The sequence below is a fragment of the Pontibacter ruber genome (genome assembly GCF_023630205.1).
In the GTDB taxonomy this organism is placed as follows: Bacteria; Bacteroidota; Bacteroidia; order Cytophagales; family Hymenobacteraceae; genus Pontibacter; species Pontibacter ruber.
Genome location: NZ_JALPRR010000001.1, coordinates 1,341,249 through 1,356,701 on the forward strand (window position 1 = coordinate 1,341,249; position 15,453 = coordinate 1,356,701).

At 51.3% G+C, this 15,453-nt stretch carries 8 protein-coding genes and 1 tRNA gene; 6 read left to right on the forward strand and 3 right to left on the reverse strand.

The genetic code is table 11. The features are described 5' to 3' along the window. Positions 1 to 7: 7 nt before the first annotated feature. Together metH and metF are read left to right on the forward strand one after the other, a co-directional pair. Positions 8 to 3,724 (forward strand): methionine synthase, encoded by a 3,717-nt coding sequence (metH, locus tag MJ611_RS06015; RefSeq protein WP_250428606.1) that lies wholly within the window; start codon positions 8 to 10, stop codon positions 3,722 to 3,724. 396 nt (positions 3,725 to 4,120) lie between these two features. Beyond that, positions 4,121 to 5,077 carry a methylenetetrahydrofolate reductase [NAD(P)H] gene (gene metF / locus MJ611_RS06020; protein WP_250428607.1) on the forward strand — a complete coding sequence of 319 codons (957 nt, stop codon included), beginning with the start codon at positions 4,121 to 4,123 and terminating at the stop codon, positions 5,075 to 5,077. Between the two features lie 111 nt (positions 5,078 to 5,188). On the opposite strand, the gene MJ611_RS06025 is transcribed toward metF, so the two are convergent. The 3 genes from MJ611_RS06025 to hemW form a co-directional block, all read right to left on the reverse strand. After that, positions 5,189 to 5,959, reverse strand: coding sequence for a cyclase family protein (locus MJ611_RS06025; protein ID WP_250428608.1), 771 nt, complete (start codon positions 5,957 to 5,959; stop codon positions 5,189 to 5,191). A gap of 102 nt (positions 5,960 to 6,061) precedes the next feature. Then, positions 6,062 to 6,472, reverse strand: a complete 411-nt coding sequence (locus MJ611_RS06030; protein WP_250428609.1) for a hypothetical protein — start codon at positions 6,470 to 6,472, stop codon at positions 6,062 to 6,064. Positions 6,473 to 6,568: 96 nt separating this feature from the next. Beyond that, positions 6,569 to 7,696: a radical SAM family heme chaperone HemW gene (hemW, locus tag MJ611_RS06035; RefSeq protein ID WP_250428610.1), complete on the reverse strand. Its 1,128-nt coding sequence runs from the start codon at positions 7,694 to 7,696 to the stop codon at positions 6,569 to 6,571. Between the two features lie 178 nt (positions 7,697 to 7,874). Between hemW and MJ611_RS06040 the strand changes: the two genes are divergently transcribed. The 4 genes from MJ611_RS06040 to MJ611_RS06055 all read left to right on the forward strand — a co-directional run bounded on the left by MJ611_RS06040 (position 7,875) and on the right by MJ611_RS06055 (position 15,450). Then, positions 7,875 to 9,650: a BamA/OMP85 family outer membrane protein gene (locus tag MJ611_RS06040; protein WP_250428611.1), complete on the forward strand. Its 1,776-nt coding sequence runs from the start codon at positions 7,875 to 7,877 to the stop codon at positions 9,648 to 9,650. A gap of 74 nt (positions 9,651 to 9,724) precedes the next feature. Then, positions 9,725 to 9,797, forward strand: a tRNA-Met gene (locus MJ611_RS06045). A 172-nt stretch (positions 9,798 to 9,969) separates the two neighbouring features. Next, entirely contained in the window at positions 9,970 to 11,367 is a 1,398-nt protein-coding gene (locus MJ611_RS06050; protein WP_250428612.1) for a T9SS type A sorting domain-containing protein, read from the forward strand. 459 nt (positions 11,368 to 11,826) lie between these two features. Beyond that, a complete protein-coding gene (locus tag MJ611_RS06055; protein WP_250428613.1) occupies positions 11,827 to 15,450 on the forward strand; it encodes an Ig-like domain-containing protein in 3,624 nt (1,207 codons plus the stop codon). Positions 15,451 to 15,453: the final 3 nt, after the last annotated feature.

Genomic DNA, 15,453 nt, shown 5'->3' on the forward strand with positions numbered 1-15,453 from the left:
ACCAGCCATGACCAAAACACATCCGATCTACCAGCAGCTTAAAGAGCGCGTACTTGTGCTCGACGGTGCCATGGGCACCATGATCCAGCGTTACCAGCTACAGGAAGCCGATTTCCGTGGCGAACGGTTCAAAGATCATCCCTCTGATCTGAAAGGCAACAACGATCTGCTTTCCATTACCCGCCCAGATATCATTAAAACCATCCATACCGAGTACCTGGAAGCCGGTGCCGATATTATCGAGACCAATACGTTCAGCGGCACAAGTATAGCCATGGCTGATTACAAGCTGGAGCACCTGGTGTATGAGCTTAACTATGAATCAGCGAAGATTGCGCGTGAAGCTGCAAATGAGATAGAAGCTAAAAATCCTTCAAAGAAACGCTTTGTGGCTGGTGCCATTGGCCCGACTAACCGAACGGCTTCGCTTTCTCCGGATGTAAATAACCCCGGCTACCGCGCTATCACCTTTGACCAACTGGTAGAGGCCTACTACGAGCAGGTGCGCGGCTTGGTGGATGGTGGTTCTGACTTGCTGTTAGTAGAAACGGTATTTGATACGCTGAACTGTAAGGCTGCTCTCTTTGCTATACAACAATATGTAAATGATGGCGGTAAAGAGCTTCCGATCATGGTTTCAGGAACTATAACTGATGCCAGCGGCCGTACCTTGTCTGGCCAGACGGTAGAAGCTTTCTATAATTCCATTTCGCATGCGCCTATATTGAGTGTTGGTTTCAACTGCGCCTTAGGTGCCCGTCAGCTGAAAACACACATTCAGGATCTATCCCGTATTTCAGACTGTTACATCAGTGCTTACCCGAACGCCGGTTTACCCAATGCGTTTGGTGGCTACGACGAGACCGCGCAGCAGATGGGAGCTATCGTAGAGGAATATCTGAAAGAGGGATTAGTAAACATATTGGGTGGTTGTTGTGGCACTACGCCCGTACACACCAAAGTAATTGCAGACTTAGTGCAGAAGTATAAACCGCACGTTCCTACTCCGGTAGCTCCTCTCCCACGCTACAGCGGCCTTGAGCCCCTCACCATTACCCCTGAAAGTCTTTTTGTAAATGTCGGCGAGCGCACCAATGTTACTGGCTCGAAGATGTTTGCCCGCCTTATAGTTAACGGTCAGTTTGAAGAAGCGCTTGCAGTTGCCCGTCAGCAGGTAGAGGGTGGTGCGCAAATCATTGACGTGAACATGGACGAAGGCATGCTCGACTCAGAGCAGGCCATGAGCAACTTCCTTAACCTGATCGCTTCTGAACCCGACGTTGCCAAATTGCCGATTATGATCGACTCTTCTAAATGGAGCGTGATCGAAGCTGGTTTAAAGTGCGTGCAGGGTAAATCTATTGTTAACTCTATCTCGCTAAAAGAAGGCGAAGAAGCATTTAAGAAACTGGCTCGCAAAGTACGCCAATATGGTGCCGCCGTAGTAGTAATGGCTTTTGATGAGCAGGGCCAGGCTGATACGTTGGAGCGCAGAAAAGAGATCTGCGAACGCTCTTACCGCATACTGGTAGATGAAGTTGGCTTCCCGCCACAAGACATCATCTTCGACCCGAACATACTGGCGATTGCCACAGGTATAGAAGAGCACAACAACTATGCGGTAGATTATATCGAGGTTGTAAAATGGATAAAAGCAAACCTGCCGCATGCCCTGGTAAGTGGTGGCGTAAGTAACTTGTCGTTCTCGTTCCGGGGCAATGATGTGGTGCGCGAGGCAATGCATACTGTGTTTTTATACTATGCCGTGCAGGCTGGTATGGACATGGGTATCGTAAATGCGGGTATGCTGGGAGTTTACAGCGAGATACCAACCGAGCTGCGCGACCTGATCGAAGACGTGATCTTTAACCGTCATCCGGATGCTACCGAAAAGCTCGTAACCTATGCCGAAACTATAAAAGGTAAAGGCAAAACAGCCGCTGGAGCCGATAACGCCTGGCGTGATGCCCCGGTAGAAGAGCGTTTAAAACATGCTCTGGTAAAAGGTATAGTTGACTACATAGAAGAAGACACCGAAGAAGCACGCCAGCAAGCAACCAAAACATTGGATGTGATAGAAGGCCCTTTGATGGCAGGTATGACTGTGGTGGGTGACTTGTTTGGTGCCGGTAAAATGTTTTTGCCGCAGGTAGTGAAGAGTGCGCGTGTGATGAAGAAGTCGGTGGCGTACTTGTTGCCGTTTATGGAAGCAGAAAAGTTAGCTAATGATACGTCCAAATCAACAGCAGGTACCATCCTGATGGCGACTGTAAAAGGCGATGTGCACGATATCGGTAAAAACATTGTGGGCGTGGTACTGGCTTGTAACAACTACGAGGTAATTGATCTGGGCGTGATGGTGCAGCTGGATAAGATCCTGTCAGAGGCCGAAGCGCATAAAGTAGATATCATTGGTTTAAGTGGTCTGATCACGCCTTCACTGGATGAAATGGTGTACGTAGCACAGGAAATGGAACGCCGTGGCATGAAGATTCCACTGTTGATCGGTGGAGCAACTACATCACGGGTGCACACCGCCGTAAAAATTGCGCCGCAGTATAGCGGTCCGGTAGTGCATGTGCACGATGCCTCCAGAAGTGTAACCGTAGTGAGCAGCCTGCTTAGCAGCGAGCGTGATAGTTATATAGCAGAGATCAAAGCGGAATATGAAAAGCTGCGTGAAGACCACCTGGGCCGAACCAAGGACCGTGCTTTTGCAAGTATAGATGAAGCCCGTGCTAACAAGTATAAAGTAGACTGGAATGCGACGCAGCCAACTAGGCCAAGCTTTATCGGCAACAGAACCTACACCAATTACCCGCTTTCGGAGATCGTGCCGTACATCGACTGGACACCGTTCTTCCATGCCTGGGAGCTCAAGCGTCAGTACCCGAAAATATTGACCGATCCGGAATTAGGTACCGAAGCTACGAAGCTGTTTAACGACGCGCAGGCAATGCTACAGGAGATTGTGGATAAGCAATTACTGGAGGCCCGTGCTGTAGTTGGTTTCTATCCTGCCAACGTGGAGGCAGATGATACCATTGAAGTATACGCTGATGATTCACGTGGAAACGTGCTGACGGAATTCCATACGTTGAGGCAGCAAGGCAAGAAGGGTGCAAACGTGCCTAACCTGGCTTTCTCCGATTTTGTAGCTCCGAAAGAAACCGGCGTACCCGATTACATTGGCGGCTTTGTGGTATCAGCGGGTTTTGGCATTGAGAAGCTGCTGGAGAAGTATGAGGCCGAGCACGACGACTATAAATCCATCATGGTAAAAGCGTTAGCGGATAGGCTAGCAGAAGCTTTTGCCGAATTGATGCATGCCAAAGTACGCAAGGAGCTATGGGGTTACTCGCCGGAAGAGAACCTGAGCAACGAGGATCTGATCAAGGAGAGTTATAAAGGCATTCGCCCCGCTCCAGGCTATCCTGGTTGCCCGGACCATACCGAGAAGATCACACTGTTTAATTTGCTGGATGCCGAAAGAACCTCAGGAGTTATACTTACCGAAAACCTGGCCATGTACCCGGCAGCTTCGGTGAGCGGCTTATACTTCTCACATCCGGAGTCGAAGTACTTTGGCTTGGGCAAGATTGGCGAAGACCAGGTAGCTGATATCGCGCAGCGCAAAGGTATGGCCAAAGAAGAACTGGAGCGTTGGTTATCACCGAACCTGAACTATGATCCAAAGCCGGTAAAGCAGCAGCAGGCGGTGTAGCGAACCAACCACCCATCCTTAACCAAGAAGGGGAGTTTATACTTACTCTTTCCTTTTGTCATCCTGAAAGGATCTTGTGTGAAGGGAGGTTAAGCGGATGCTATCAAACACACCCCTGAGAGCTGCGCTCGCTAGCTCAAAACTCGCGTTTTGACTAGTCTACAAGAGGGGAATAAGCAATAGTCGAAATTCCCCTCCTCGGAGGGTGCAGGGATGGGTAAAGCGGATAAGGATATCCGCAGCAGGGCAGGTTCCAGGTTAGAAAATCCGGAACAGCAAAAAGAGGCATAGTTTCCCCTCCTGTGACTAGCGAGCGTAGCTCTCAGGGGTTAAGGATGTTGGACCCGATCAAAACCAACAATTTAACAATTAAACCATTTAACAATTTAGTATAAATTGAAAGTAACGGAACACTTCAAAAACGCGAATGGCAAAACGCTGTTTACTTTTGAGATATTGCCTCCGCTGAAAGGCGAGAACATGCGCACCCTGTTTAATCACATCGATCCCTTGATGGAGTTTAAACCGCCGTTTATCGATGTGACCTACCACCGCGAAGAGTATGTGTACAAGCAGCGGGAAAATGGCTTGCTGGAGAAGCGCACCACGCGTAAGCGGCCAGGCACAGTAGGCATTTGCGCAGCCATCCAGAACAACTACAAAGTAGATACCGTGCCGCATCTGATCTGCGGAGGCTTTAACAAAGAGGAAACCGAGAACGCGCTGATCGACCTTCATTTTCTAGGCATAGACAATGTGCTGGTGCTACGTGGCGACTGCGTTAAAAGCGAGCAACGTTTTATGCCTGAACCGGGCGGACATAATTATGCGACTGAACTGATCGGGCAGGTAGTGGATATGAACAACGGTTGCTACCTCGATGACGAACAGACGTATCATAACCCAACGGATTTCTGCATAGGTGTAGCGGGCTACCCCGAGAAGCATTTTGAAGCGCCCAACATGAAATCGGACCTGCGCTGGCTGAAGCGTAAAATAGAATTAGGCGCCGATTACATTGTAACGCAGATGTTTTTTGACAACCAGAAGTACTTCGACTTTGTGAACCGCTGCCGCGAAGAAGGTATAAACGTACCCATTATACCTGGCCTGAAGCCAATGACCACCAAAAGCCAGCTTAACCTGTTGCCGAGCCTTTTCCATATCGAAATTCCCTGTGAACTGGCAGACGCTATCGAGGCCTGCCCGGATAACAAAGCGGCTGCCCAAATCGGAGTAGAATGGGCGATACAGCAGTCAAAAGAGCTGATGGAGTTTGGCGTGCCGTGTCTGCACTACTATTCGATGGGCAAATCGGAGTCGGTGCGTAAAGTAGCCGAGGCGTTGTTTTAAAGTATAGCTTCAGACCTCACAGTGTCTCTCAGACCTGTGAGCGTCTTATTTGCTACGAAGCTAGGCTAAAGTTCAGACACTCACAGGTCTGAAAGACGCTGTGAGGTCAGCTTACAATTCCAGGTAATCAGGTGATAACGAATAAAGTACTGGCTTGCTTGGGCTGGCATCCAATTGCAGGCTGGCAATTTGCAGGTTCAGCAAGTATAAACCATCCGGAATATGATCGGGAACATAGATAAGCTCGGTGATGGTAGCGCCGCAACGGGTGTTCTTCGGGTATTGCCAGAACGCATGGTGGCATAAAAGCTTTCCTTCGTCCAGTTCGCGGTCAACGGAAGGCAAATCCAGGAGCAGGTGCTGCACGCCTTTCTCGGCAAGGTACTGCCCGATGGTGTGTTCTAAGTAGGGCGGGTTAGTGCCGGAATAGTGGCGGGTAAGCTTTTCATCCGAATTAGGCAGTGTGCGAAGTATAACAGCCTCGGGTTTTATACCTTCTAGTTGTTTTCTTACATCCTCCAGCAGTACCACCTCATCGCCATTCTCTTGCTTGTGCGGCGTTACCGTGACCAGCTGCGCTACAAACAGGAAGCGCTTCAGGCAGTTGTGGATCGTGGCATGCTCATCGGCGGAAATGTGGCCGTAGCACTCGGTATGGGTACCGTTGCCATGCGGCGTTACATGCACGCGCTTGTAGTTCGTGCTACCTCCTTCGGCCACAGATCCTACAAAATCTCCTACCCGGATCACGTCAAACTGAACAGGCTCGGCCCAGAAGCACTCCGGCTGCGGCTGGCGGTCGTGCAGCGGCATCGAAATATCCAGCGGTTGCAGCGGGTTGAAAGTATAAACCTGATCCTGAAAGGTGATGGAGGCTGTCATAGGCAGAGGCTTTTAGCAAGTATAACGGAAAAAGTTTGAGTATCGCTCTGCCGTAAGTATAAATTGAGCCTATTGCTCGGGAAGGCTGAACACAGGAGTTGTCTACTCCCGCAGCCAGATCATGGCGCTTTCGTTGCTGGCAAAATTACGCGTCTCAAAGCGGATAGTGCCCAGCGCTTCAGCCCGGGTCATAACCGATTCCAGGGAAAGTTTATTGAACAGGTTAGCCGGTAGCACCCGGGCTAATTTCTGCAGGCCCATTTCGGAAAGCGACTTGTAGTAGGTGTTGGTGAGCCACTCTTTGGTGTTGGCAGAGATCGTGCCCAGGTTCAGGGCGCTCAGCAACAGTTTATCGGCCTTCGTCTCCTTCAAGATCTGGTTAAGCTTCACGGCAGTCTGAACCATCTCCTCATGGCTCACATGCTTCTGCCATACGTTCACCACCAGGTTATGGTCACGGTCAACCGCAATCCGGGTGATATCATTCGAGAAGAGCGTTTCCAGTTGCTGCATAAGGTTAGGTGATAACAGGATGCGTATATTGTAAATCTACTATATAATTTCGTCGTATGTACGCGGCTGTTAAATTTTCCCTATACTTTCCTGCGATTATTCTACCATCAGGTCCAGCGTGATCTGGTCGGCCAGTAGTTTGCCTTTGTCTGTCAGGTACAGCACGTTATCTTTTATACTTGCCAGTTCCTTTTCCTGGAGCTCCTGCAGGTATGGCACGTGATCAGCACCTAAATCATACTTGTATTCCTGGCGTAGCTTACTGAGATCGCAGCCCCAGATGGTGCGCAGCGTGGTGAGCAGGTAATCGTTGGCTTGGTCGGCCAGGGTGAGCTCCTCCAGCTCGAAAGGCACCACGTCCTGCTTCAGGGCATCGATGTACTTTCTGTTGTGCGATACGTTGTACTGCCTGCTGTGGCCGTTAAAAGAGTGCGCACTAGGCCCCACGCCCAAATAGTGCACGCCGCGCCAGTAGCTGCTGTTGTGCTTCGATTCATAGCCAGGCTGGCAGAAGTTCGAAATCTCGTACTGCACGTAGCCATGCTGCTGCATCTGCTCCAGCAAAATCTCGAACTGCTGCGCCGTGAACTCGTCTTCCGAAGGCTTGAACTTGCCTTTTTTGCTCCAGCGGCCGAATGCAGTGTCGGGCTCGATGGTGAGGGCGTAGCAGGATACGTGCTGCACATTCAGCGAGAAAAGCGTTTTCAGGTCTTCCAGCCAAATGCTGTGGTCCGGGGCCGGTACACCGTAGATCAGGTCTACGGTGATGTTGTCGAAGCCGGCAGCCTGGGCGTCCTTCACACACTGCAGGCTTTCGGTAGCGGAGTGGGCGCGGTTCATCAGGCGCAAGTGCGGCTCGTGGAACGACTGTAGGCCGATGCTCAGCCTGTTGATTCCTGCAGCTTTCAGTTCCTGCAGTTTCTCCGGCTTCAGATCGTCCGGGTTGGCCTCCAGGGTAATTTCGGCATCATCCGAAACTATAAACAGCACCCGCACTGTTGCCAGAATCGACTGCAGTTCGTGCTGGTTAAGCAGCGATGGGGTGCCGCCGCCAAAGTAAACGGTATGCACCGGCTGGCCCTGCAGGTAATCCCGGCGCAGTTCCAGTTCCCGGTTAATGGTCTGTACCATGTCGGCCTTCAGTACCATGGAGGTGCTGAAATGAAAATCGCAGTAGTGGCAAGCTTGCTTGCAGAAAGGTATGTGGATGTATATGCCAGCCAATGGTTAAATCGCTAAATTGTTGTATTGTTAAATTGTTGTTCAGCCAGGTTGATATGTATGCAGTCCGATGTGATAATCTGGTAAGGCACGCTTACTTTTGCAAACATACCCTCTAAACAGGCATCTGTTATAGACTTAACAATTTAGCCATTAAACAATTCAACAATTAACAGTACAAATGTATAAAATAGCTGCCTTAGTCTGGTGTTTATACTTGTGGCTGCCGTTGGTGCAGGCGCAGGATAAGCCGCTGCTGCAGGTTTTGCAGCCTGTGCAGGCAAAGGTGGCGCTGCGGGTTTATACTTCGGCACAAGACCAGCAGGTGCTGCGCCAATACAACTACCGCACCCAACTTCCCGATACGCTGGAAGCCCGAAAAGAAGTGCAGGCTCTGGTGCAAAAGCTGCAGCAGGACGCCTTTCTGCTAACTTCCGCTGACAGCTCGTTTAACCGCGGCGATACGCTCCACGTGAAACTGCACATCGGCAACCGCTACGACTGGGCCGAACTGCGAAACGGCAACCTGAGCGAGGGTATACTGATCGAGTCAGGCTTCCGGGAAAAATTTTACCGCAACGTACCTTTTAAGCCTGCCGAGTACGTGAAGCTGCAGCAGCGTATCCTTGATTTTGCCGAGCGTAGCGGCTACCCTTTCGCCTCCGTCTGGCTCGACTCTGTTAAGATCCAGAACAACAGGATTTCTGCTACGCTGATGGTGGAGAAAGCATTTGTGGTAACCTATGATTCGGTGCAGGTAATGGGTGGCAGCAAAACACAGCCGAAGTTTCTGATGCGCTACCTGCAGCTGTACCCGGGGCAGCCCTACAACCAGGACCAAGTGCAGGCATCGCAACGCATGCTTACGGCTCTGCCCTACATTAAAGTAACACGCCCGCCGCAGGTGCAGTTTGCCCGCGACAAAGCCCGCATCGTATACTTCCTGGAAGACCGCCAGACAAACCAGGTAGATGGTGTTGTTGGATTTTTGCCAGACCCCAGCCGCCGCGATAACAAGCTGCTGATAACCGGTGAGGCCAACCTGAACATCCGCAACATCAAAGGCAGCGGCAAGCAGCTGGGGCTACAGTGGCGGCGTGTGAGCCGCGGTTCTGTTATCCTCAACGGCGAATACCTGCACCCGAACCTGTTTGGCACTCCCTTTGAGCTGGGCGGTCGCTTTAACCTGCAAAAGCAGGACTCCTCTTTCATCATCGTACAGCCCCGGCTGCAACTGGCTTACAATACCATTAGGTATGGCCGTTTCAGCGTGTTCACCGAGTGGCGCAATTCCAACATCCTTTCTTCGGCCAATACGCAGAGCCTGCAAAAACTCGACCTGGCGGATGCCCGAACCAATACCTATGGCCTGAATTACCTCTGGAACAACCTCGACGATTTTTATTTCCCGAGAAAAGGAAGGCTGGCGGAACTGCAGTTGGCAGCCGGAAACAAACAGGTGCTGCGCAACCCGAACCTGGAGAAAAGCTTTTATGACACGATTGATATGAAGACTACTCAGTTGAGTCTGGCGCTGCGACTGGAGAACTTCTTTAAACTGGGCAAGAACGGAGCGCTGTTGGCAAGGCTGCAGGGCGAGAGCCTGCTCAACGACCAGATCTTCCTGAACGACATGTACCGCCTGGGAGGCCTCTCCTCACTGCGCGGCTTTGACGAGTACTTCTTTTATGCCTCTACCTACGGCGTAGGCACGCTGGAGTACCGCCTGTTCACTGCAGAAGATTCGTATGTGCTGCTTTTCTACGACCAGGGCTATTACCGAAGCGACCTGGAGAACTCTTTTGCCGAAGACCTGCCTTTGGGCATAGGAGGTGGCATCAGCTTTAGCACCGGAGCCGGAATTTTTCAATTGGTGTATTCTGTGGGACGATCTGAGCAACAGCCACTTTCACTGAAATACTCTAAAATACACTTCGGGATAACGAGTAAATTCTAACTTTTTTATCGTTTTTCAGGTATAAGAACTTGCAAAGTATAAATTGATGTTATACTTTTGTAACACAATAACAGTGCGGGATGGAGCAGTTGGTAGCTCGTTGGGCTCATAACCCAAAGGTCACAGGTTCGAGTCCTGTTCCCGCTACCTCAGAAAAAGCCTGAATCGGAAACGGTTTAGGCTTTTTGCATTTTAGCTTCCCAGATCCCAGCTTCTCACTTCTCCTTACCCTCTCCTCACCTGGAAACTAAAGTTCAGCAAAGCCTGAAAGAGTATAGCATATTTAATATATTGCTACTGTTATACTTAGCCTTGCTGTATGAGAAGACATCTACTCCGATACCTTTTACTATACTTTGTACTTTGTTTCTCTGCTGTACCAGTAGGGTATGCAGCCTCTTATACTTTAGCGTCTGGTGGCCAGATTGTCGTTACAGATCCTCCCGCAACCCCTGCTCCTATAGTCGGACCAACGGAAGTATGTGCTGGAGTAACTGCCACGTATATGGTGTCTCTGGTAAGTGGGGCCACCGGCTATACCTGGAGCGTACCTGCCAGCTGGATGATCATCGCAGGGCAGGGAACCAACCAGATCATGGTTAATGCTGGCAGCACAAGCGGAAGTATAAGTGTAAAAGCGCAAAATCAATACGGCGAGAGCGGTAGCCGCCATGAAGAGGTAAGGGTAACGACAAAAGTGCCAGCCAAGCCTGTGGCAGTTACCGGCCCAATCAGCGTATGTACCGGCAGTGAGGCAACGTACAGCGTGCCTGTGATGGAAGATACCCGGAAGTATAACTGGACATTGCCGGCAGGCTGGAGCATAGTAGGTCTTCGGGATACAAGCCATATCAAAGTTGTGGTAGGAACCGAAGCAGGTGTGATACGTGTAACCGCCGAGAATCCTTGTGGCCGGAGCGCAGCAACTGAACTGGTTATCGCTGTTTCGCAGCCAATCAGTAGCAATACCATCCAGGGGAGCCAGTCAGTTTGTGCAGGGCAGGCGCCTGCTATGCTGGAGGGCTCTACCCCGGCTGGTGGCAACGGTACTTATACTTACAGCTGGGAAGCAAGTATAACCAGTGCTACAGATGGCTTTGTGCCTGCAGCAGGTCCAAACGAGAGCCAGCAGTATACTTCCGGTATACTTAGCAATACCACCTGGTTCAGGCGTGTGGTCAGTTCCGGGGCCTGTGGCGTAAGCTACAGCGAGGCTGTAAAAGTGGAGGTAAAGCCGCTGCCGGCCAGGCCAACAATAGAGCAGGTAGGCGCACAAGAGCTGCGAGCAAGTTTAGAAGGCGATCATTATGAATGGGTGCGGGATGATGTGAAATTGGCAAGCAGTACAAGATCCATTACGGTGAAAGAAGGTGGGGCCTACAAGGTTCGGGTGCGCAATGCCCAAGGCTGCTTCTCTGCATATTCCGATGTATGGCAGGTGACAATAACCGGATTGGCTGATGAGGCCAGAGCGATGGGGTTTGTTCTGTATCCGAATCCAAGCAACGGCCGGGTGTTGCTGACAACCAGGGAGCCGCTGCTACAGGTAGAAGTTCAGGTTATCAACATGCTGGGCCATGCCGTGCACCGACAGCAATTGCCCCAGGTCACAGAGCAGCTGGAGCTGAAATTGGGCCATTTACCCGATGGCGTATACCTACTTCAGCTCCGCTCATCAGACAGGCAGCTAAAGCAAAGACTGCTACTGCAGCGGTAAAGATTGTTCTGACATAAAAAGAGCCAGTATGTTAACCATGCTGGCTCTTTTTATTTTACTCGTAGTCAGGTTATTATATAGATATTGGGCTATGTGTCCTTCTCTGCAGCGTGAAATTTGTGTACAAGGTTGTAACCTTTTCCTGATTTTAACAATAAAGGTAAAACGCAGTCGTATGCGCTGTAACATGCCTGAACACATGGCAGTTATAGCAATCCATCACCTGAAATCGTAACACTGTCGGCAATGTATACCACCTGAAGAGGCATCATAAAGTGCTCTTTCTCAGGAGGAGAGATAAAATTGTCTGGTTACGTGGTAAATCATATTTAATTAAAGTTTCGTTATATCCGTGTAATACCCAGTTCACCCTTTAACGCTTGCCCGATGCATCAACATCTACCTAGGCATCTGTTCTATAGTCTGTTTGCCCTATGCTTTTTCCTGGTCAACCCGATTATGGCACAAACAACACCAAACTGCCCGGCTACCATAACTGTAGACGGCCGTACGGTATTATGCCAGGGCGAGACCACCACGCTGAGAGCCAGTACAGGAGCCGGGTTAACTTATCAGTGGATCTTAAATGGAATTGACATAGCAGGCGCCACCGGCGAAACACTGCAGGTAAGCGCTGCCGGTAATTACCAGGTGCGGGTATCCGGTGGCAGCTGCCAAACAACCACCTCTGCCGAAACTGCTATTACTGTTAATCCACGGCCTAACACCCCGGGTTTTGTTGTAGATCCTACCACGGCTGCCTGCTCGGGTACCCCACTCAACTTTTCAGTAAACTCCCCTCAAACAGATGTGGTTTATACCTGGGCTTTTGGCGATGGAAGTATAGCCAGGGGCGCAACCGTAAGCCATACGTATGATGTGAGGGGTACAGGCATAGAAACGTATACAGTAGAAGTGTTTGGGACAAGTGCTGCCTCAGGCTGCGAATCGGAAGTGGTGACAAGGCAGGTGCAGGTAAGAAAATTACCGGAGATCTCTTTTACTGAAAAGAATAACTTCGTGACCTGTATTGCTGATACCGTTCCAGACGAAGACATCGAAGTATTTGCAGAGATCACCAACACTACCCAGGAACCATACTTATCTGACATCCGCTCCTACTTTGTAGACTGGGGCAACGGTACCGAAGTGCAGTACCGCCCGTCAGATTTCCCGATCAAAAATCCGGCAGCCTTTGATTCAATAGGAACCTACCCGATCCGCATCAGAGCCATTGCCGGTAACAGCTGCGAAGAAGTTTTTACCCAGGATTATGTAGTCAGCAAGGAGCCTAAAGCTAATTTTTCGCTGGATAAAAAGCGTGCGGAGGAGAACCAGCAGCCGCCCTGCGTACCTGTTATCGTAACGCCTACCGACAGCTCTACAGGCGGCGGGTTGAGTTATGAATGGTCGGTACAGCCGGACCAGGGCTTTGTGCTGGATTCCGGATCGCTCACCTCTCCCAAGCCTATTTTCCGCTTCACAGAATCCGGCGTTTATACGATTCAGCTTATCGTTACCAATGGGTGCGGTACCGATACCACTTCACAGGGCATTGTGGTGGGCTGGCCGCAGGTGCAGCCGCCACCGGGCGGTGTTTTCTGTGGGCCTACTACAATAGAGTTGGGCGGCACTGGCGCCGGAGGAGGAGGCATTCCGGGCGGCGGTAGCGGCGGCGGCATGTTCATAGACAAGAACCTCGGCGAGAACATTACGGTTACTATTACTATCCGGGGGCCAAAGAGTGCAACGCGCACCTTTAATTCCGATACCTTCACTTATCCGTATGACTTTGATGTTCCGGGCAGGTATACCATTGCCGTGGAGGCCGTGAACGAATGCGGCAGCTCGAACCAGATTTACCAGGGGCAACCACCTCCGCCAACGGAAGTGGTTATACTTCAGCAACCTGCTGTACCTTCTATCCAGAATCCTGGCGCAGTGTGTGAGGGCGATACCGTACGCCTCGCCCCTACCGGTCCCGGACCAGTTTATGCCTGGTTCGACAGCAACGATCCGCAGGCAACACCTATTTTTGTGGGCCCAGCCTTCACAACGCCTTCACTTCCTGGTGGTGTCAATACATTCTATGTAGCTGCCCGCGATACAGCGCAGGGAGTTGAGTGTACCGGTCCGCGTAAGGAAATCACGATTCAGGTGAACCCGCGTGTTGCCAATAATACCATCCAGATCAATGGTGGTGATGTGGCCAGTGTTTGTAAAGGTGCCACCCCAGTGCAACTTACCGGTAGCCAGCCAACGGGAGGAGCCGGATCGGGGTATACTTATACCTGGCAAATAAGTACAACCGGGGCCAACACGGGGTTTGCTACGGCACCCGGCGTAAGCAACACGATCAATTACAAACCAACCGCACCGGTCAATGCCACTACTTGGTTCCGGCGCCTGGTGTTCTCGGCCAGTTGCTCTGCTGACACCAGTAACGTGGTAGAGGTAACAGCTGTGGATCCGGTACTGGCAAGCGCCAACACCATTGGCCCTGCGCAGGAGCTTTGTGTGGGCGATACACCAGAACCGCTGATCGGGTCACGGCCTTCGGGCGGAGCAGGCGGACCTTATACTTTCCTGTGGGAGGTAAGTACGGCCGGATCAGACAGAGGCTTTGTGGCAGCGCCAGGTACAAACACCGGCGAGAACTATGACATCCCTGCAGGAGCCTTAACGCGCCGCGAAACCTGGTTCAGGCGTGTCGTGTCTGCTGGTGGCTGCGCATCACCTTCCGAAGCCATAAAAATTACGGTTAACCCTGCACTTGCCGGCAATACCATTGGCAGCAACCAGACTATTTGTACCGGTACAGCACCTGCCGCTTTAACGGGAGCAGCGCCAACTGGAGGCAGCGGTACTTATACGTACCTGTGGCTGAGCAGCACGCTTGGCCCGGATGCGGGTTTTGCTGCAGCGCCTGGTACCAATAACGGCCAGGGTTATACTCCAGGCAACCTGACGCAGGATACCTGGTTCCGACGTGTGATCAGTTCAGGAGCCTGTACGCCTGATACAAGTACTGCGGTTCAGATAACCGTAAACGAAGGCGTTTTGAACAACACCATCACCGCGGAGCAACCGAGTGTGTGCGCCGAACAGACAACCGTTCAGATTACCGGCAGCACCCCAACAGGCGGCAACGGAACGTACCGATACTTGTGGGAAAGCAGCATCAGCGGGCCGGATGCAGGCTTCTCGCCAGCACCTGGTGCTAACACAGGCATCAACTATACCACTCCAACCCTGACCCGTGAAACCTGGTTCAGGCGCGTGGTTACCTCGGATAACTGTTCCAAAGCTTCGGAAGCAGTATCCGTTAAGGTTACGCCACTGCCGGCAAATCCACAGCTCACGGTAGCTAATGCTACAGCCTGTCCCGGAGGTTCTGCAACTCTAGCGATTGCTAATGCAAACGGCGAAACGTACGAGTGGTATACTACACAAACCGGAGGAACCCCAATATTTGTGGGACCATCCTTTACAACCCCGGCACTGACACGGAATACAACCTACTATGTGCAGGCTGTCAATTCAAACCAGTGTATCAGTGCTGCACGCACTACGGTAACGGTAACCATAGTTACTCCCGTGGCTGATGCCGGTAACGATGTAACGATCATCCAGGGCAGAACAGTAGAGTTGCGGGCATCCGGCGGAGTAACCTATAAATGGGAGCCGGCTACAGGGCTGAGCAACGCGAATGTGGCCAACCCGGTAGCAAGGCCAGATGTGACTACCACTTACACGGTAACTGTTACCACTGCCGAAGGCTGTACCGATACCGATGAAGTTACTGTAACGGTAATACCGGCTATCGTGGTGCCGAATGCTTTCTCGCCAAACGGAGACCAGGTGAACGAAGTATGGGAAATTGGCAAGATAGAGAACTACCCGGATGTGCGCGTAGAGGTGTACAACCGTTGGGGTAACCTGATATTCAGCTCAACCGGCTACGGTACTCCCTGGGACGGCACCTACAATGGCGAAGCGCTGCCGGTGGCTACGTACTATTACATGATTTATCTCAGTCCTTCAGAGAAGCCGATCGCTGGTGATGTGACTATTATCCGATAACAA

Coding starts and splice junctions, on each gene's coding strand:
- MJ611_RS06025 (WP_250428608.1), bottom strand. CDS start 5,959: ATGACAGCCTCCATCACCTTTCAGGATCAGGTTTATACTTTCAACCCG.
- MJ611_RS06050 (WP_250428612.1), top strand. CDS start 9,970: ATGAGAAGACATCTACTCCGATACCTTTTACTATACTTTGTACTTTGT.
- metH (WP_250428606.1), top strand. CDS start 8: ATGACCAAAACACATCCGATCTACCAGCAGCTTAAAGAGCGCGTACTT.
- MJ611_RS06040 (WP_250428611.1), top strand. CDS start 7,875: ATGTATAAAATAGCTGCCTTAGTCTGGTGTTTATACTTGTGGCTGCCG.
- MJ611_RS06030 (WP_250428609.1), bottom strand. CDS start 6,472: ATGCAGCAACTGGAAACGCTCTTCTCGAATGATATCACCCGGATTGCG.
- MJ611_RS06055 (WP_250428613.1), top strand. CDS start 11,827: ATGGCACAAACAACACCAAACTGCCCGGCTACCATAACTGTAGACGGC.